Here is an 18,005-nt window from a genome sequence, read left to right on the forward strand (position 1 = left end):
CTACGCCATGCTGGACGTACCAGCCATGGCCGCATAACTTAAACCAAACGGTCTCCGGCAAACCCGGCGCGGTTCAGCCTGACTGCTCATCAAAGGTTTCAAGCGCCCGATAAACGGTCATTCTGAAGATCTTCAGATCGCGGGCAACGCTGGCCTTGCTGGCGCCCGTGGCGACACGGCGCCGGATTTCATCGTCATCGACGTTTTTGGCGCGACCTTTGTAAACGCCTTCGGCTTTGGCGGCCTGGATGCCGGCGCTCTGGCGATCCTTGATGAATTTCAGTTCCATGTCGGCGACCATGCCAAGAATGGTGATCACCATTCGGCCCATGCTTCCAGCGGTCGTCACCTCCGGCTCGAGGACGCGCAGCGAGGCTCCTTTTTCGTCAAGCTCGTGCACCAGGTTCAGGACGTCGCGTGTGGAGCGGCCGAGCCGGCGTTCAAATTCGCGTCACCGCCATCGCCTACAATATGAAACGCAGTTTGAAGGTCATCGCTACAGCTGGATAGCGGCAAAACACCACTGACCCTCACACGAGAGCGTCAGAAGACACAGCCGACATTGTCGGCGCTGATATCTCCGCGCCCTTTACCCGAAGTCGAAAAGATCACATAAAATCAACGCAAAATGCCTCCCGCGCACAGGTCTCATAACCCCAACGAAAATTCCAGGGGGAGCAAGAGCCTGAAAAAAGCGATGTTGAATTTCGGATCCTGGAGAAAAGAGAACTCCGGACACTCGATGAAAACCATCGGCATGATCTGACCGCGAAACGCGCTTTCCCAAACAAGACCCTTAGCGAGTATATTATCGCAGAAATGTTCACGGCGCCCCGAGACCGTCGTTCACGACGCCTGGCCGATGTCGCCGGAGGGCCGCAGCAGCTTCATGATTTCGCTCTTTGGCTTGGGTTTGCTGTAGAGGAAGCCCTGCGCTGCCTCGCAGCCGTTCGCCGCCAGGAACGCGGCCTGCTCGACCGTTTCGACACCTTCCGCCACGACGCTCTGCCCGAGGCAGCGGGCGATCGACAAGATCGCCTTTACCAGTTCGGAACTGCGCTTGTCGGCGCCGTTGATGAACGAGCGGTCGATCTTAAGCGTGTCAATGGGGAAGCGCGCCAGATAGTTAAGCGCCGAATAGCCTGTGCCGAAATCGTCGATAGCAATTGAAATACCCATCGCCCGCAATTCACGCAGCGTCCCCAGAGCCCTGTCTTTTTCGTCGAGCAACAGGCTTTCGGTGATTTCGATTTCGATCCACTCCGCACGACAGCCGGTGTTTTCCAGACAGGCTGCGACCGCCTTTGGCAGGTCCTGGGACTGGAACTCCCTGGCGGAGAGATTGATCGCCACCTTGTGCAACGGCAGGTCGTCAGCGTTCAGCTCGGCGGCGGTGCCGCAGGCCTCGCGCAGCACCCAGCGCCCCAAATCGGTGATCAACTCCGTCTCTTCGGCTATTCGGATGAACTGGTCCGGCGGGATCATCCCCCTCTTCGGATGGCGCCATCTGAGCAATGCCTCCGAGCCGAACATGGTGCCGTTTTGCAGAAGCACCTTGGGCTGGTAGTGCAACTCCAGTTCGCCGCGCTCGATTGCGCGCCGCAGTTCCGATTCGAGCATGAGCCGTTCCTCGGCGCTGGCTGTCAGATCCCTGGAATAGAAGCGGAAGTTGTTCCGCCCCGAGCGCTTCGCCAAGTACATGGCGGAATCGGCGTATCTTACCAGGTCGTCGGCGTCTGAGCTGTCGTCCGGACAGAACGCGATGCCGATGCTGCAGGAGGCGAAGACCTCCTTGCCGTCGAGCAGGAATCGCTCGTTGAAGTTTTCCAGCATCCTGCCGGCAATCCGGCTGACATCTTCTTCCTGTCGAATTTCCGGCAGCAGGATCGCGAATTCGTCGCCGCCGAGGCGGGCCACGGTGTCGCGATCGCGCACGCTCGCCTTCAGCCGTTCCGCGGCCTGGCAGAGCAACTCGTCGCCGACGGGATGCCCCATCGTGTCGTTGACCCTCTTGAAATCGTCGATATCGATCAACATCACAGCCCCCTGCAGGTCATTCGAGGCGGCGTCGGCGATCATCTGCCGGAGGCGGTCGTTGAAAAGCGCTCGATTCGGCAAGGCGGTGAGCGGATCGTAGAACGCCATCTGGTGGATCTTCTGGCGCGACGCGTTCAGCTCCGTGATGTCCCGCGCGACGCCGAGGATCGCCGTCGCGATCCCGTCGGGACCGAACACCGGAACCTTTCTTGTCTCGAGGCGGATCCGCTCCCCGCTATCCTTGTGCGCGGCCCATTCCTCCTCAACGATGACGCGGCCGGCAGCCACGGTTGCTCTATCAAGATCGCAGAAATATTGCGCCCTTTCGACGTCGAAGAGATCGTAGTCCGTCTTGCCGACAACGTCGGCTTCTGCGTAGCCCGTCAGTCGCTCGAATGCATGGTTGCACAATAGATACGGTCCTTCGACGCTCTTCAGCCACACGATGTCTGGAATGGTCTGGAGCACGCCGTGAAGCTGGCTGCGCACCGCGTCGACGGCCTCTTCCGCTTGCTTGCGCTCGGTAACGTCGCGCGACAGTACGAGGAAGGTGCTCGCGGTGAGGTCGGTGGAGGGCCTTTTCGCCACAGAATGCTCGAACCAGCGCGTCTCTCCGCTCGGCAGCGTGATGCGCAGACAGCTTCCATAGGAGGTTCCGCCTTCATCCGCCTCGCGAATGGCCTCCATCGCAATATCGACCTGGTCCGGCGGCAATACTTCCCCAATCGTCCTGCCGAGCAAGGCCCCCCTTTGTTGGGCCAGGAGCTCCGGGCTCTTCGTCCAGACCTGGAGGTATCTGCCGTCCGCATCCACTTCGAACAGAATATCGGGAATGGCTGCGATCATGCCCTCCGCGAATTCCAGCGCTTCCTTGAGGTTCTGCTCCGTCTGCTTGCGCTCGGTGATATCCAACATGGCACAGACGATACCGGCCGCTTCACCTTGATCGTCCACAAAAACGGCCTTGTTGAACACGGCGTCGTATTGTCCGCCATTCGGGACGAATACTTTGGTTTCGTATTGCTGGGTGCCACCTTCTTCGAAGAGAAGCTCATCTTTCGCTGCGTGCAAATTCGCGACATGAGTGGGAACAAGATCAAAAATGCTCTTCCCGATAATATTTTCCCGCTTATCGCCGAAGAAATCCTCGAATGCCCGGTTGCAGCCCATGTGGTGCCCCTGCCGATTCTTGTAGAAGACCGGAAGGGGAAGTGTCTCGAGCAGTGCTTCAAAGAAAGTTTCCCTATCGCGCCGAACCTTGCCGTGATCATGCTGCGGCGACAGATCGAATTCCAGCACGACATCGGCGGCGGGATTGGAGGAGATACCCAGCTTTACGCTGGAAGGAACCTTCTCGTGAATGGAATGCCGCAACGCCGAAAGCAGCGCCACGGCATCGTCGCTATGACCTAGGCCCAGGTAGGTAGCGACGTCATCCGCAATCTCGCCGACCATCGACGGGTCACCGGTGCGCCCAGCACGAGGCGACGCCTTGAGCGAGGGGGGCGACGACTTCATACAGCTTCTCTCGACGTTTTGTCGATGATCTGGACAAGAACCGTGCCGCCCTTGATTTCGGCTAGGAGTTTCGCGTGAAGCGCTTCCAGATAGTTCGTAATCTTGAGCGCTTTGTCGCGTTCCTGCTGGAGCAATGTTAGCGTCTGGTGGTCCGCCCCGTCGCTTCTGTCGATACCCTGCGGGTGGTTCTGGTTATCAGGTCGAAGATGGGACAGCATGGCATTCTCTCTTGATTGTGCGCGATGAGAACGGATTCCATCAGAAAACCGCTCGTGCCATTGATCATTGACGGTTAAGCTACCTTCGCGGTTTCATCGAGGTTTGCGAACATATGATCGAGGTCCAGGAAGCAGACCATGCCGCGCTCCAGCGGGATGATGCCGTGTGAGAAACTGGGATTGAAAGCAATACCAAGGTCGGGCACCGGTTGGATTTGGTCACCGTGGATAGAGAGGATGTCGGAGACCTGATCGACAACGAGGCCGACGACGCTGCGCCCTACTTCGGCGACGACGATCGCCGCACGACTTGTATCGACGGTGCTGCGAACCCCGAGCCTCGCCGCCAGATCGATGATCGGAATGACCGATCCACGCAGGTTCATGACACCGATGACATCCGGTGGTGCATGGGGCAGCGGCGTTGCCGCTGCGCATCCCCGGATTTCCCGGATCGAGGTGGTCTTGATGCAGAATTGTTGGGCGCCGAGATGGAAGGCAATGATCTCCAGCGTCGTGCCATGCAGTTGAGTCGCACCCCGTTCACTCATCAAAACTCCTCCCAATGCTCTGCAACTGCCGTCGCCGCGTTCCCGCCACCGAAGGATTTTGCAAGCTTGGTACCTAGGGCACGAGCTGGCGAGGCAACCGGCCTCGTCTCGGTGCTGGCGGCGCGGGGTGCGGAAGCGGAGCCGTCAAGCCTGAAGCGAGCGATCAGCCGGGCGAGGTTGGCCGCTTCGTCCGCGAGCCGATTGGTTGACGCCGTCGACTCCTCCACCATCGCCGCGTTTTGCTGCGTCATCTGGTCCATCTGGTTGACGGCAGTGTTGACCTCCGACAGACCGGTCGACTGTTCCTTGGCGGCGGTTGCGATGGAATGCACGTGCTCGTTGATTTTGACGACATGACCCTGGATCTGCGAGAGCGCCTCGCCGGTTGCCGTCACGAGTCTGACACCGGAATTCACTTCTTCACCCGAGCGGTTGATCAGCGCCTTGATATCCTTGGCAGCGTTCGCCGAGCGCTGGGCCAGCTCGCGTACCTCCTGGGCAACGACGGCAAAGCCCTTGCCGGCGTCCCCGGCACGCGCCGCCTCGACCCCGGCATTGAGCGCCAGCAGGTTGGTCTGGAAGGCGATCTCGTCGATGACATTGATGATCTGGCCGATCTCGCCGGAGGCCTGCTCGATTTTACCCATCGCCGTCACCGCATCGCGCACGACTGCGCTCGACTGCTCCGTGCTCCGGCGTGCCTCATCGACCATGTGGCTGGCCTCTGTTGCCCGCTCGGTCGAACTCTTCACCGCAACCGTGATCTCTTCCAGCGCCGAAGACGTTTCCTCGAGCGAGGCGGCCTGCTGCTCGGTACGCTTGGAAAGGTCCCCCGAGGCCATGCGCATCTCGCCGGCGCCGCCGTTGATCGTGTCGATCGCTGCGCGCACCTCGCCGAGCACGGAGCGCAGGTTCGTCATCGTCTGGTTGACGTTGGACTGGAGTTCTCCGAAAGCGCCCTGGAACTCGCCGCGCATGTTTTCGGTGAGATCGCCTTCGGCTAGAGCAGAGATCACCCGGCGGGTTTCGGCAACACCCTTTTCAACCGACGACACCAGTTCATTCACCTGGGCGGCGAAGCGGTTGAGGTCAGCGTTGTCGTAGTCCTTGGTGATACGCTGGCTGAAGTTGCCGGCAACCGCCGCAGAGACCACCTGGCCGATGTTCGATTGCAGGTCGGCACTCTTCTCCTGAAGTGCGGCTTCCTGTGCATTCAGCTCGCGCACCTTGATCCCGTTCTGCTTGAACACCTCGACGGCTCGGGCCATTTCGCCGATTTCATCGCTGCGCTCGGTGAAGGGCACGCCAGCATCCAGATTGCCGTCTGCGAGAACACTCATGTTCGCCGTCAGCCTGCCGATCGGCCGCGCGATCGATCGCGTACCGAACACGGCGGACCCAATAAGGATGAGGACCATGACGACGGACATGCCGTTGTTGACGATGCTGGCAAACTGCTGCGTTTCCCGACGCTCCTCGACCGCCTCCGCGGCAAGGGTCTTGGCGACGTCGATTCCTTCGTCGAGCATTCTCGTCATTTGGTCCGCGGTCGTATTCAGCGCCGTGCGAATCTCGTCTTCCTTGGCGTCAAGGTCGGGGGAAGCCTCCATTGCGCCCAGTTTTGCTTCAATTGTCTTCGCCAGATCTTCTGCGTTGGCGAAATAGGTGTCTGTCAGACCGTCGATCGTCTGCACTCTTTCTCGATTGACCGGGATGGTCAGTTGAGCCAGGGCCTCGCCCAGGTACTTGTTTACGGACGCATGGCGCTGCTCCAGATAGGTCCTCGCGCTGGCTATGTCGTCCGTTGTTTCGGCAAGGCGCATGTCACGGGTACTGATCTGTAGTCCCCGGACGGACGCTTTGGCATCGACCAGATTGCGGGAGATTTCCGTCTGGATGCGTCCTTGCGCGATATCCTTGTCGAGCTCCTGCTCGATGAACCAGCCGGCAATGGCAATAGCGATCATTACGGCAATACCGATGCCTGATATGAGCGCGAGTTTGGTGCTGATGCGAGAGAAGGTGCTGGGAGGCATTAAACGATCCTCTGGGTCGCTGCAGAAGGTCGTCATGCCTCCTGTTCTGCGCGTTATGAAAGATGACCGTTCGAGTCATTCGAGCGGCGGATAATTCGGCCATAGACCGAGCCGACGGCGCGCCTTATTGGCAAGGTGCTGCTTTTGCGGGTATCTCGAGCAAAACGCGCCTGTTGATTTAGTTGCCTGCCGCATGGTTAACGAATCCCAGTTCTCGCTCGAACTAGTCCACCATCTCTTTGATGAGCAAAGTTTTTTGTGCGCGAAGCGGACTGCTGGTGCGAAAATCGGATACCGTCGCACCAAAATCAAACGCCACTTCAGGTGGAAGCGGTTCGCTTCATTGTCTCCGACGGATACTCGCCGTAGCTGGTCTTGTAGAGGGCGGAAAATCGCCCGAAGTGGAAGAAACCCCATTTCAGGCAAATCTCACGCAAGGTCTGCCGGTTAGCCGGGTCCAGGAGATTCTTTCGAACAGCTTGGAGGCGGATCGTTCGCAAATACGCCGATGGCGTCGTTTCCTTGAAGGCCATAAAGCCAGACTGGAGGGCTCGGAGTGAAACACCGGCTGCCGCGGCGACCATTGGCATTGTAATCGGTTGATCGACATTTGCGCGCATGAACTCGATTGCGCGGTGGACATGCCATGGTGCAATCATTCTGACGCGCCCGTTCAGAAGATGTGAGAAGCGGTGCGGAACCGAGCGTATGATCAGATCGGCAAGCGCTTGCGTAAGATGCGACATGGCGATTGGAGAATGTAGCAGCGGTCCGTCGTTGCGCAGGCCGTCAATGATCGTGCGAACCAGATTGCCGATCATCTGGCCTGCTGGAGTGGACAGATCGACGATCGGGGACAGTGCCAATGCTCCGAACTGTGGTGTGTCGAGCGTTGCTGCGAAAGCCTGGGTCACAGCCGTCCAGTCCAGTCGCAGCACGTCCGACAAATGCGGTTCGCCCCTGACAAGGAAGTACTCCGCCTCATGGTTGTTCACCAGCAGAAGCTGCCCCGGCAGTCCCTCGATGATAGTTTGACCGAGCGTTACATCGAGAGCGCCGGCGCGGGGCAGGATTATCGACAGCCACTCGGATGTTTCCGGTACTGCTTTCACACCCCATCCTGAGAAATATTGTCCGGTGACCAGTGTCAGGCTGCCACCCAGCGAGACGTCAGCCTTCCAGGGAAAGTCTCGCACCCGGCCGATTGGGGATGCATCGAACGGTCCAAAACGTCCTGCAAAGATTTCGACCATCTGCTCAAAATTTGAGCCTTCAAAACGAGGGGCAAAATCGATGGAAGCATTTTGGGGCATTATAAAGGGACACAGTTTATTTGAATATTTAACATGGCGGCATGAAGGACGTACCTCAGATCATGCCTGCTCCAAAATTAAGCAATTCTTGTGCCAATACACCGAATGCGGGGGCTAGAGTTCTTTGAGACCTGGGAACGAGGAAAACAGGCATGCGCAAGAGCGCATAAACGTCGTGGTTGAAAAATTGGGGCCTCGTTAGTTTTTCGCAGGTAGAATACCCTGCTTGCTGGAGAGCGTTTCAGCACTCACAGATCAGCCGACCCAAAGGGCATTTGCATGGCAGCAGGCATCTGGGGACAATTCGCAGGCAGTATGGCTTGCGTCGTTCTCGTCATCGCCATGTGGGCACAGCCGCCAGAGCAAGTGGCGCAAAGCGAAGATCCAGATAGATTCCCGGATGGAACTGAACCGCAAGCAACATGGCGCCGACGGAGGTGCATCCCGCGATGGCCCCGAACAGAAGCTTTTCGGAGCCGCCGATGAAACGTTTGTACCAGATCGAGACGTGTGCCCACATGGCGATGACGAGGACGACTAAGGCCAAGTTGCCTGCGAATTGTCCCCAGATGCCTGCTGCCATGCAAATGCCCTTTGGGTCGGCTGATCTGTGAGTGCTGCGCCAAAACAATCTGGGGCAGGTGACCCGTGTCACCACCGGTTTCTACCATTGGTCGATGGAGACGCTATAGCATGTGAGTATTTTCAAATGGTTCACAACCAAGGCGCTCTTCTCAACATTCGAAGGGAAGTTGAGCTGGAACCCATTCAGATTGTCGTTTTCGGATGCACTATACATTAAGCAAGTAGCTGATCGAACCGATTTGAGTGCGCAAGTTTAGATTGTGTAAGAATATTTGAAGTATTCCTTCATCAGTTCTTCCGGCATTCGCGGGGGCGGGCGGTCGTAAGGAGACACGCAACGATGGACACTACCGGCATTGCAGTTTCACCAAGCATTCTGATCATCATCGCCGAAGGGGACCTTTCCAAAACGTTGCCCTGGGTGAAAGACCTCGAGGCGGCTGGCTATTCCTGTATCCGGCTCTCGAGCCGGCCGGCACAGATGAGCCATGTGTCGCGCTTGAAGATAGATCTCGTGCTCCTCGATTCGACAATCTCCGACGAATTCAATGGTGAAACAGATGTGTACGACAAGCTCGTCAATATCCCGGCGGTCCACATCGTTTCCCCCGATGCCCTCAGTCGCGTCAAGGCGTTTGCGGCCGGCGCGGTGGATTGCATCGTCAAGCCAGTCGCGGCGGAGGAACTCCTGACACGTGTGAGAACGCAATTCGCGCTTCGCGCCTTGCAAAAGCAGCTCGACCTTCGAAACATGCAGTTTGCAACGACGCTGGAAAACATTGGACAGGGCGTCTGTTTCTTCGACGCGCAACAGCGGCTGATATTGTCCAACCGCCGTTACGCGGAAGTGTATGGCCTCGCGCCGGAGGCGATCCGGCCCGCAATGACCCTGAGCGAAATCACTGACTTGCGGTATGCGGTCGGGGCATGTCCTGCGGTCGCGCATGACGAATATCTGGCCTGGTGCGATGCGGTCAATTCCAGCACATCGCCACAAAACTGGTCCGTCGAGCTCAAATCCGGCAAGGTTATCCGCATCCATCACGAGCGTACGCCTGACGGAGGCTGGGTTTCCACCCACGAAGACGTGACGGAGCATCGAGACGCAGAACGGCAGATAGCACATCTGGCGTTGCATGATCCGTTGACCGATCTTCCCAACCGCGCGGCCCTCAAGGAGCAGCTTCATTCCCTCCTTGTGGTGCATGGGGCTCAAGGCTCCGAATTTGCCGTGCTGTGTCTCGACCTCGACCGGTTCAAGGAAATCAACGACGTGTTCGGGCACCATCTTGGAGACGTCCTTCTGCGTGCCGTCGCGGATCGTCTTCAGAACGTCGCCGATGGCGCATTCGTTGCACGTCTTGGCGGCGACGAGTTCATGCTATTGATGGAGGGCGATGCACATTCCGCAGCCGAACTCGCCGACCACATTGTTGGCGTTTTCAACGAGGACATGGAGATTGACGGCAATCGCATGCGGGTAGGTACCAGCATCGGTGTGGCGATGTTTCCAACGGACGGAGACACGGATGTCAAGCTGATGGGGAATGCGGATGCGGCCCTTTACCGTGCGAAGGCTGACGGACGTGGCACAGCCCGGTTCTTCGAACCCGAGATGGATCAGCGGCTGCGGGAAAAACGGGCACTGCAGCGCGACCTGCATGTTGCGATCGCGCAACAGCAACTGGCCGTGTTCTACCAGCCGCAAGCCGCAACGGCTGGCGAAGTGGTCGGCTTTGAAGCATTGCTACGGTGGCAACATCCGACCCGCGGCAGCGTTTCCCCGTCCGTCTTCATTCCAATTGCGGAAGAGGGCAGCCTGATGATCGAAATCGGGGAATGGGTGCTCCGCGAAGCCTGCCGGGAAGCAGCATCGTGGCCCCGGCCCCTGAAGGTCGCCATCAATCTTTCTCCGGTTCAGTTCAAGCACGGAGACCTGCCCGGCCTTGTCCATTCGGTGCTCCTTGACACCGGATTGTCGCCGGATCGATTGGAACTTGAAATCACCGAAGGTGTCCTGATCGATGATTTCCACCGGGCTCTTTCGATCCTGCGACGCCTCAAGGCGCTCGGGGTGCACATCGCGATGGATGATTTCGGAACAGGCTATTCATCGCTGTCCTATCTACAGGCCTTCCCCTTCGACAAGATCAAGATCGACCAGTCCTTTGTTCGCAACATCAGCCAGTCTCAGTCCGCCGCCATAATCCGGGCGGTGATCGGTCTGGGGCGCGGCCTTGATCTTCCGGTCATCGCAGAGGGTGTCGAATCGAAGGATCAACTCGCGTTTCTCGCGCAAGAAATGTGCGATCAGGTTCAGGGCTATCTGGTCGGTCGCCCATATCCGATCTCGGAATATGCGGCATTGGTGGGGCGAGAACCGGCGAGCAGCCGGCTGCAGGTGCGGTCGTGATCGTGTCCCGTTAGGTGGTGTAGGTCCTGAAGATTAGGTGGCTATCAGTGTTTTTCCGGCAGGGTGTCAATCGGCGCGGAATGTTGACCCCTTATCGGCGTCCAATCTTCACCCCCTGTAGACGATCAGCGCTTGGCCTGCCCGGCGCTGGCCGGGGTTGCAGAGGGTAGGCCAAGTGCGGGTGATGGGTATCTTCGGCTTTAGCTTTGAGAGCGGTTTTTGAAGCGCCAGGACTCGTTGCCGGTTTCCACGATCTCGCAGTGGTGGGTCAAACGGTCGAGGAGTGCCGTCGTCATCTTCGCATCACCGAACACCGACGGCCATTCGCCGAAGGCGAGGTTTGTGGTGACGATGATCGAAGTACGCTCGTAGAGCCTGCTGATCAGGTGGAACAGGAGCTGACCACCGGCCTGTGCGAACGGTAGATAGCCGAGTTCATCGAGGATGATGAAGTCGAGGCGTGTAAGGTAATCCGCCGTCCGGCCCTGCTTGCCGTTGCGCGTTTCCGTTTCCAACCGATTGACCAGATCGACGACGTTGAAGAAGCGGCCGCGTGTGCTGTTGCGTATGAGTGCGCGGGCAATCGCGATAGCCAGGTGGCTCTTGCCTGTTCCCGTGCCGCCGACGAGAACGACGTTACGCTGATCGGCGACGAAGGTGCCCGTAGCGAGTTCCCGCACCAGGGATTCATTGACGGGCGTGTCGGTAAAATCGAAGTCGTCGATATCCTTGGCGAGTGGCAGCTTGGCGATGCTGAGCTGGTAGCGGATCGAGCGTGCCTGCTTCTCGGCGATCTCCGACTGCAGGAGGTCACCGACAATGCGTAGCGGTTCGTGCTGCCGTTTGATGCCGTTGCCCATGACCTCGTCATAAGCGCTGCGCATTCCGTAGAGCTTCAGCGTGCTCATCAGTTCGAGAACCTGAGTGCGTTCCATCAACTTGCCCTCCTGAGCCTGTCATAGCGGGCGCAGTCGGCGACCGGCTCATGGGTCAGTCGAAGCGCATCCGGAATTTGCAGGGTTGCGGCGGGAGCCGGATCACGGCTTCGAGCCAGAATGTTGATGATCACCGAGGCCGAGCAAACGCCGTGATCGAGCGCTTCCTGACAAGCAGCCTCAACCGCGGCAAGGCCATCGGCGGGCACACATCCGAGTATGGTGACCATCTGTCGATCACCGTCATCGACGCTCTTCAATCGCTTGCGGACCTTCTCCATCGCGGCTGGCAAAACCCATTCGCGGAAGGGAGCGCCGTTGCGCAAGGCACCGGGTTTGCGAGCGAGGACAGGCACATAGTGCCAGGGATCGTAGACGGTCTCGCCACGGCCAAAGCTGCGCCGATGTTCGGCGACCGTCACCCCATCTTGCTTGATGACGATCCGATCCGCATAGGCATGAACCTCGACAGGGCGGCCAACGGCCGTCGATAGAACCGAGTATTTGTTGTTGTCGAAGCGGACGGTGCAGGTCTTCGAGACCGAGGCCGGAACGCAGTGGAAGCCGTCGAACGGGCCAACGTAATGTACAAGGCACCCGCGCTCGGCTTCGAACATCTGCCAGATCGTCTGTCCCGTCTGTTCGGGATGGCTATGAGCCTTGGCATAGGCAATGCACTTGTCGAGCAGCCAGACATTCAGTTCCTCCAGGCTTTTGACCCTGAGGCGTGGTGTGAAGAAGCGTTCCCGCACGAGGCCGACCTGGTTCTCGACCTGTCCTTTCTCCCAGCCGGATGCAGGCGTGCAAGCTACGGGATGGACGAGATAATGGCTGCACATCTGCAGGAAGCGACGATTGTAGAGCCGTTCCTTGCCGATGAAGACGGCCTCCACCGCCGTCTTCATGTTGTCGTAGATACCGCGCGTGCAGGTGCCACGGAAGAAGTCGAAGGCCTTGTCATGCGCGTCGAACACCATCTCCTGGCTCTCGCGCATATAGGCCCGCGCGAACATCATCCGGCTGTGGCAGAGCCGGACATGGGCGACCTTCACCGTCGTCGTTACCCCCTGGATCAGGACGATCTCGTGGCTCCAGTCGAACTGGTAGGCCTCGCTGGGCGCGTAGTAAAGCGGCACGTAGGCTTCGGCTGTCACGGCCCCTCGATCCTTCGACCATCCCTTCGCATAGCGCCGGATCGCATCGTAGCTGCCGTCGTAACCCAGCGCTCGAAGCTCTTCGTAAATCCGGATCAGCGTCAGCCGTTCACGAGAGGGCTTGCCTTCGTTCGCGGCCAGAAAGCGCTCGATCTCGGCCTTCCAAGCCCCGGTCTTCGGCAGTGGCTGCCGTTCTCGCTCGTAAGAAAAGTCAGTCTCATCGGATCGCAGTATCTTGCACACCGTGTTGCGGGACACATGCAGCTCCCGGACGATCTTCTTCACTGACCAGCCCTGCACATGGAAGGCCCGGCGAACACGCGCAATCGTATCCACTCGCTTCAACTCCCCCTCCATCCGCCAGCCAAAGACGGATGGTCAGACGAAACAGGTGGGGGGTCAAAATTGGACGCCGGTCACCCCGTCAGAGGGGTCAATATTCCACGCCGAAACACAGCCACCTCGAAAAGAGCTCAAGGACACCCGTGAGAGCCATAAAACTCTCTACGATTAATAGTTCCAGCCTTATCAGAGGCTTAGATAAATCGGCCGCAGCGCCGGCGGTTCGTATCCCTTCAAGACCTTCACATCCGCCTCCATCCTCAGCGGTTGATAGATTCTCAGTGTTGCCGACGAAATGTAGCACTGCGCATCGGGCGGCACCGAATCCAGGCACTTCCTAACGTTGAACCCTATGGAAATTCAACAGACCAATGGTACGGCATAACAATTTGCAATCGCCCCATATGCGACTGATCTTTTACAAAGTCTTCATACGCACATTAACGTCTACGACATGGCCGATCGCTGGCTGAAGCTGCATATGCAGCAGACAGCACCGCGATCAAGAGGGTTCCGGACATTCGGACGCCATGTTCCAGAGAATGTCGTGATCGTTCCGCGATAGAAGAAAAGGGGAATTCAATGCAAATCAATCGACGTAATGTTCTCGGTGCGGCTTTCGCCGGCCTCATGTTGACCGCCTCAGCTCTTCCGTCTTACGCGGAAACGCAGTTGAACATGGCCGACGTTCTGCCGGATTCGAACTTCATGGTGAAGAATGCCATGGAATTCGCCGATGCCGTGAAAGCGGCCACGAACGGCAATGTCGTGATTTCGGTCAAGGCCGGCGGTTCGCTCGGCTTCAAGGGGCCTGACCAGCTGACGGCTGTCCGCGACGGACTGGTGCAAATGGCCGACATCAACATCAGCCAGCAAGTCGGGGTCAATCCGCTTTTCGGCGTCGAGGGCATCCCGTTCCTCGTCTCGTCCATGGATGAGCTGAAAAAGTACCATGGCATCATTCGCCCGGTATTCGATGATCTTGCAGCCAAGAACAACCAGAAGATCCTCTACATGGTGCCGTCGCCAGCGCAGTACGTTTATCTGAAAATTCTGGCGAAGAATATCGACGACTTCAAGGGAATTCCGGTTCGCGGCGCTGACAAGAACACGGTCGACATCGTCAGCGCGCTCGGCATGGCCGGTGTCGCCATGCCCTGGGGCGAACTGATCCCCGCGCTTGCTTCCGGCCGCGTCGACGGCGTCGCCACCTCGGCCACTTCCGGCGTCGACGGCAAGTTCTGGGAGTTCCTGAAGTATATCTACCCGACCAACCACACCTGGGGTTCCAACATGGTGACTGTCAATCTCGACACCTGGAACGCCATTCCTGCCGATCAGCAGGCTGCAATCGAGACGGTTGCCGCCGATCTGGAGCCCAAGTTCTGGGACGTATCGCGTCAGGGCGATGTTGACAGCATCAAAACCATGACGGACAACGGCATGGAACTGGTCGAGATTTCCCCCGAACTGCGCGCCGAGATGAAAGAGCGAGCTGCCGCTCTGCAGGAAGCCTTCCTGGAGCGCGTACCGGATGCAAAGCCGCTCGTCGAGCAATTCAAGGCTTCGATGAACTGAGATGGACATCATGACATCTTCAAACATTGAAGATGCGGGCAACAAAGGTTTGGTGGCGGCCGTTCAGGCCGTCGCCGACGGCCTTTCGCTCGCGGCGGCGTTCCTTGCTGTACTCTGCATGATAGCCATGACCCTGCTCGTGCTCGCCGAGATCGTTCTTGCATCGCTTTCAAAGGTGATCCCCTGGGTGCCCTCGAGCACGCATATCGGCTGGGAATACAGCGGCTACCTGATGGGCGCCTGTTTTCTGCTCGGTACCGGCATGACATTCAGGGCCGGCCTGCAAATCCGCGTTGAGGCTTTGCTTCGCGCCGGCAACGGACGGTTTGCACGCTTATTCGAAACCGCATCAGCCTTCGTCGGTGCCGCGGTCTCGATCTTTCTTGCCTTCGCGCTCGTGAACTTCACAGTTCGCACCTGGGGGTTCGCCGAGGTCTCGCAGGACAGTCTGACGCCGCTGTGGATACCGCAGGCCGTTCTGGCACTCGGCGCCATCATCATGGCCCTCCAGATGGTTGTGCGGCTGATCGCCAGCCTGTCAGGACGCCCGTTGGAGCGGCCCGATCTCGGTGCGATTACCGCGGTCGAATAATTTGGCCGACTAGGCATTCTCCGTGCGACGGAGACACTATCTGGAGATTTGTCGATGACGGCAATTATGGGAAGTCTGTTCGGGCTTTTGTTCCTTCTTCTCGGCGTGGGGACGTGGATTGGCATTGCCCTGCTCGCAACCGGGATTTCGCTGGGCTATTTGTTTCTCCAGGTGCCGCTTGACCGCCTGATCCCGCAATACGCATTCAACGTTCTCACATCGTCCGAACTGGTGGCGCTGCCGCTTTTCGTGCTGATGGGAGAATTCCTGTTCCGCACAAGGCTGTCGCAGGCGATCTTCGCCGGTCTGGCGCCGTGGGCCGGATTGCTGCCGGGGCGTCTGCTGCATGTCAACGTCATAGGTTGCTCCATCTTCGCGGCGATCTCGGGATCGTCGGCCGCGACAACCCAAGTCATCGGACGCATGACCCTGAAGGAACTTCTGGCGCGGGGCTATTCCTCCGACGTCGCGATCGGCAGCCTAGCAGGCGCCGGAACGCTTGGCTTCCTGATCCCGCCATCCACCGTGATGATCATTTACGGCGTGCTTGCCCAGGAATCGATCCTCCGCCTGTTCACCGCGGGCCTGCTGCCTGGCCTGTTGCTCGCCAGCGTTTTCAGCGGCTGGATCATGATCCATACGACAATCCGCAAGGATTTCGTTCCGGAAAGCGAACGCGCGTTGAAGGATCTCTCCCTTCGCCAGCGGTTCGCGGCTCTCAGGGAACTGTGGCCGACCATGTTCCTGATCTTCTGTGTCCTCGGATCCATGTATGGCGGTCTGGCTACACCGACGGAAGCGGCCGCGATAGGCGTTGCGGGCTCCTTCTTCCTCTGCGGGATCCAGGGAATGCTGTCCACGCGCATCCTGCGCGACATCGTACTCGGTGCGGTACAGACGTCCTCGGTCATGGGCATGGTTATTCTCGGCGCAACGGTTCTGGGCAATCTGAGTGCCATGCTCGGTATCCCCGATGCGGTCGCCGCAGTGGTCGCCGGCTGGCATTTGTCGCCGATCACTTTGATCGTCGCGCTGATGGCGCTCTATCTGATCCTCGGCATGTTCCTCGAAGGCTTCTCGATGATCGTGACGACCCTGTCGGTGGTGCTGCCGCTAGTGCAGCAGGCGGGCTTCGACAAGGTCTGGTTCGGCATCTTCATCGTGCTTGTGGTCGAAATGGCCCAGATCACGCCGCCGGTCGCCTTCAACTTCGTGGTGATCCAGAACATCAGCGGCCGGGATACGGGATATATCGCCAAGGTAACGATGCCGTATCTCGTCATCATGATCGCTTTCGTGATCCTGCTCGCCGTTTTCCCGGGGATTGTGTCCTTCCTTCCCAATTTGCTTCTGAAGTAAGCTTGGGGCAGGGTGCCGGACCCAACAACTGACAATGACGAAAGGCCCGGAGATTAACGTGATCTTCGGGCCTTTCGCCGCTGTCGGCCTTTCGCCTTGGAGCGAAATTCGATCTGAATGCAGTCAAACGAAAGCCCCCGGTTTGCAGCCGGGGGCTTTCAGTCGCGACCTGTGCTGATCGGGAGGAGCGGTCAGGCCGGACGTTATTCGTCGGTTGTCAGTCCCTTCGCAGCAAGGACGCCGGCGAGGTTGCTCACCTCGATGACGCTCTTGCCGGCCTTGTAGGCGGCGATGTAGCCGGCCTCGGCCTCTTCGCGCGCCTGTGCGCGCCTGGCGATATTGGCAGCCTCTTCGCGGCGGATGATGACGACACCGTCCGCGTCGCCGCGGACGATATCGCCCGGCCGCACCACCTGGCCGCCGAAAACGATCGGATCGTTGACCTGGCCGAGCGTCTCTTTCACCGTTCCGATGACGCAGACGCTGCGGCAGAAGACCGGAAAGCCGAGCTCGATGATTTCCTTCGTGTCACGCACGCCGGTATCGGTGACGAGAGCCGTGATACCTTTGGCCTTGCAAGCGTTGGCAAGGACGTCGCCGAACGAGCCGGCATCTTCATATTCGCCGGCCGCGACCACAATGACATCGCCTGCCCTGGCGTAGGAAATGGCCACCTGCAGCATGATGTTGTCGCGCGGCGCGCAGCGGACGGTGAAGGCCGAACCGCAGAACGACATGTGGCGGTCGATCGGTTTGATTTTCGGACTGACGGCACCGAGACGGCCCTGCGCTTCATGGATGGTTGCGACCGAATATTTCGACAGAGCTTCGACATCGGCGGGATTCGCCCGTTCGATCTTCGTCTTGACATGTACCATGGATGTTTTCCTCACTATGAACGTTATGTCTTTGAAACGTCTTGTCTATTGCAGAGCTGCGCAGGCAACTGAAATGCGCTTGCATGTCTCGCGGATCAGGCATTCCGAGGTGGCGATCGACAGGCGGAAATAGGGCGAGAGGCCATAGGCCGCGCCGTGGATCGCGGCGACGCCGCTGTCGAGCAGATAGAGGACGAAATCGAGATCGTTCTTGATCTTGTATTTGCCGTCTGCCGTTTCCTTGCCGATCGCGCCGGCGCAGTTGACGAAGATGTAGAAGGCGCCGTCGGGCGTGAGACACGACAGGCCGGGGACCGCATTCAGCAGTTCGACGGCGATGTCCCGGCGCTTCCTGTAGGCGGCGCAACTCTCGGCAACGAAACTCTGGTCGCCATCGAGGGCGGCCGCGGCCGCGGCCTGGCTGATGGAGGAGGGGCAGGAGGAAATCTGCGATTGCAGCTTGTTGATCGCATTGACCAGCGGCAGCGGACCGACG

14 protein-coding genes and 1 pseudogene are annotated in these 18,005 nt (G+C 58.8%); 4 read left to right on the top strand and 11 right to left on the bottom strand.

Annotation, left to right across the window (positions count from 1 at the left end; translation table 11 throughout):
- Positions 1-73 precede the first annotated feature (73 nt).
- From LXM94_RS22480 to LXM94_RS22510, 7 genes are all read right to left on the bottom strand, one after another.
- Complete coding sequence (locus LXM94_RS22480) at positions 74-400, bottom strand: recombinase family protein (protein ID WP_456239090.1); 327 nt, start codon at positions 398-400, stop codon at positions 74-76.
- A gap of 446 nt (positions 401-846) precedes the next feature.
- A complete protein-coding gene (locus LXM94_RS22485) occupies positions 847-3,555 on the bottom strand; it encodes a sensor domain-containing protein (protein ID WP_235773709.1) in 2,709 nt (902 codons plus the stop codon).
- Positions 3,552-3,773, bottom strand: a complete 222-nt coding sequence (locus tag LXM94_RS22490) for a hypothetical protein (RefSeq protein WP_235773710.1) — start codon at positions 3,771-3,773, stop codon at positions 3,552-3,554. Before LXM94_RS22490 ends, LXM94_RS22485 begins: the two co-directional genes overlap by 4 nt.
- A gap of 74 nt (positions 3,774-3,847) precedes the next feature.
- Positions 3,848-4,324 (bottom strand): chemotaxis protein CheW, encoded by a 477-nt coding sequence (locus tag LXM94_RS22495; RefSeq protein ID WP_235773711.1) that lies wholly within the window; start codon positions 4,322-4,324, stop codon positions 3,848-3,850.
- A complete protein-coding gene (locus LXM94_RS22500) occupies positions 4,324-6,360 on the bottom strand; it encodes a methyl-accepting chemotaxis protein (RefSeq protein ID WP_235773721.1) in 2,037 nt (678 codons plus the stop codon). Before LXM94_RS22500 ends, LXM94_RS22495 begins: the two co-directional genes overlap by 1 nt.
- Before the next feature lie 320 nt (positions 6,361-6,680).
- A complete protein-coding gene (locus LXM94_RS22505) occupies positions 6,681-7,673 on the bottom strand; it encodes a helix-turn-helix transcriptional regulator (RefSeq protein WP_235773712.1) in 993 nt (330 codons plus the stop codon).
- Between the two features lie 334 nt (positions 7,674-8,007).
- Positions 8,008-8,256: a hypothetical protein gene (locus tag LXM94_RS22510; protein ID WP_235773713.1), complete on the bottom strand. Its 249-nt coding sequence runs from the start codon at positions 8,254-8,256 to the stop codon at positions 8,008-8,010.
- 342 nt (positions 8,257-8,598) lie between these two features.
- Between LXM94_RS22510 and LXM94_RS22515 the strand changes: the two genes are divergently transcribed.
- Positions 8,599-10,671 carry a two-component system response regulator gene (locus LXM94_RS22515; protein ID WP_235773714.1) on the top strand — a complete coding sequence of 691 codons (2,073 nt, stop codon included), beginning with the start codon at positions 8,599-8,601 and terminating at the stop codon, positions 10,669-10,671.
- 200 nt (positions 10,672-10,871) lie between these two features.
- Here LXM94_RS22515 and istB read toward each other — a convergent pair whose 3' ends face one another.
- Positions 10,872-11,606 carry an IS21-like element helper ATPase IstB gene (gene istB / locus LXM94_RS22520; RefSeq protein ID WP_235773715.1) on the bottom strand — a complete coding sequence of 245 codons (735 nt, stop codon included), beginning with the start codon at positions 11,604-11,606 and terminating at the stop codon, positions 10,872-10,874.
- Positions 11,539-13,105: pseudogene (istA, locus tag LXM94_RS22525) on the bottom strand (IS21 family transposase). Before istA ends, istB begins: the two are co-directional and overlap by 68 nt.
- Positions 13,106-13,732: 627 nt before the next feature.
- Here istA and LXM94_RS22530 point away from each other — a divergent pair.
- From LXM94_RS22530 to LXM94_RS22540, 3 genes are read left to right on the top strand one after another with little or no spacing between them, the layout of a single operon-like run.
- On the top strand, positions 13,733-14,680 hold the full coding sequence (locus LXM94_RS22530; RefSeq protein ID WP_268965220.1) for a TRAP transporter substrate-binding protein: 948 nt from the start codon (positions 13,733-13,735) through the stop codon (positions 14,678-14,680).
- Between the two features lies 1 nt (position 14,681).
- Entirely contained in the window at positions 14,682-15,272 is a 591-nt protein-coding gene (locus tag LXM94_RS22535; protein ID WP_235773717.1) for a TRAP transporter small permease, read from the top strand.
- Positions 15,273-15,326: 54 nt separating this feature from the next.
- Positions 15,327-16,631, top strand: coding sequence for a TRAP transporter large permease (locus tag LXM94_RS22540; protein WP_235773718.1), 1,305 nt, complete (start codon positions 15,327-15,329; stop codon positions 16,629-16,631).
- A gap of 203 nt (positions 16,632-16,834) precedes the next feature.
- Here LXM94_RS22540 and LXM94_RS22545 read toward each other — a convergent pair whose 3' ends face one another.
- Both LXM94_RS22545 and LXM94_RS22550 read right to left on the bottom strand, forming a co-directional pair.
- A complete protein-coding gene (locus LXM94_RS22545) occupies positions 16,835-17,509 on the bottom strand; it encodes a 4-carboxy-4-hydroxy-2-oxoadipate aldolase/oxaloacetate decarboxylase (protein WP_235773719.1) in 675 nt (224 codons plus the stop codon).
- A gap of 45 nt (positions 17,510-17,554) precedes the next feature.
- Positions 17,555-18,005, bottom strand: a 451-nt coding sequence (locus LXM94_RS22550; RefSeq protein WP_235773720.1) for an aminotransferase class I/II-fold pyridoxal phosphate-dependent enzyme, incomplete at its 5' end; no start/stop codon positions are given.

The organism is Rhizobium alarense (assembly GCF_021555155.1).
Taxonomy (GTDB): Bacteria; Pseudomonadota; Alphaproteobacteria; order Rhizobiales; family Rhizobiaceae; genus Rhizobium_D; species Rhizobium_D alarense.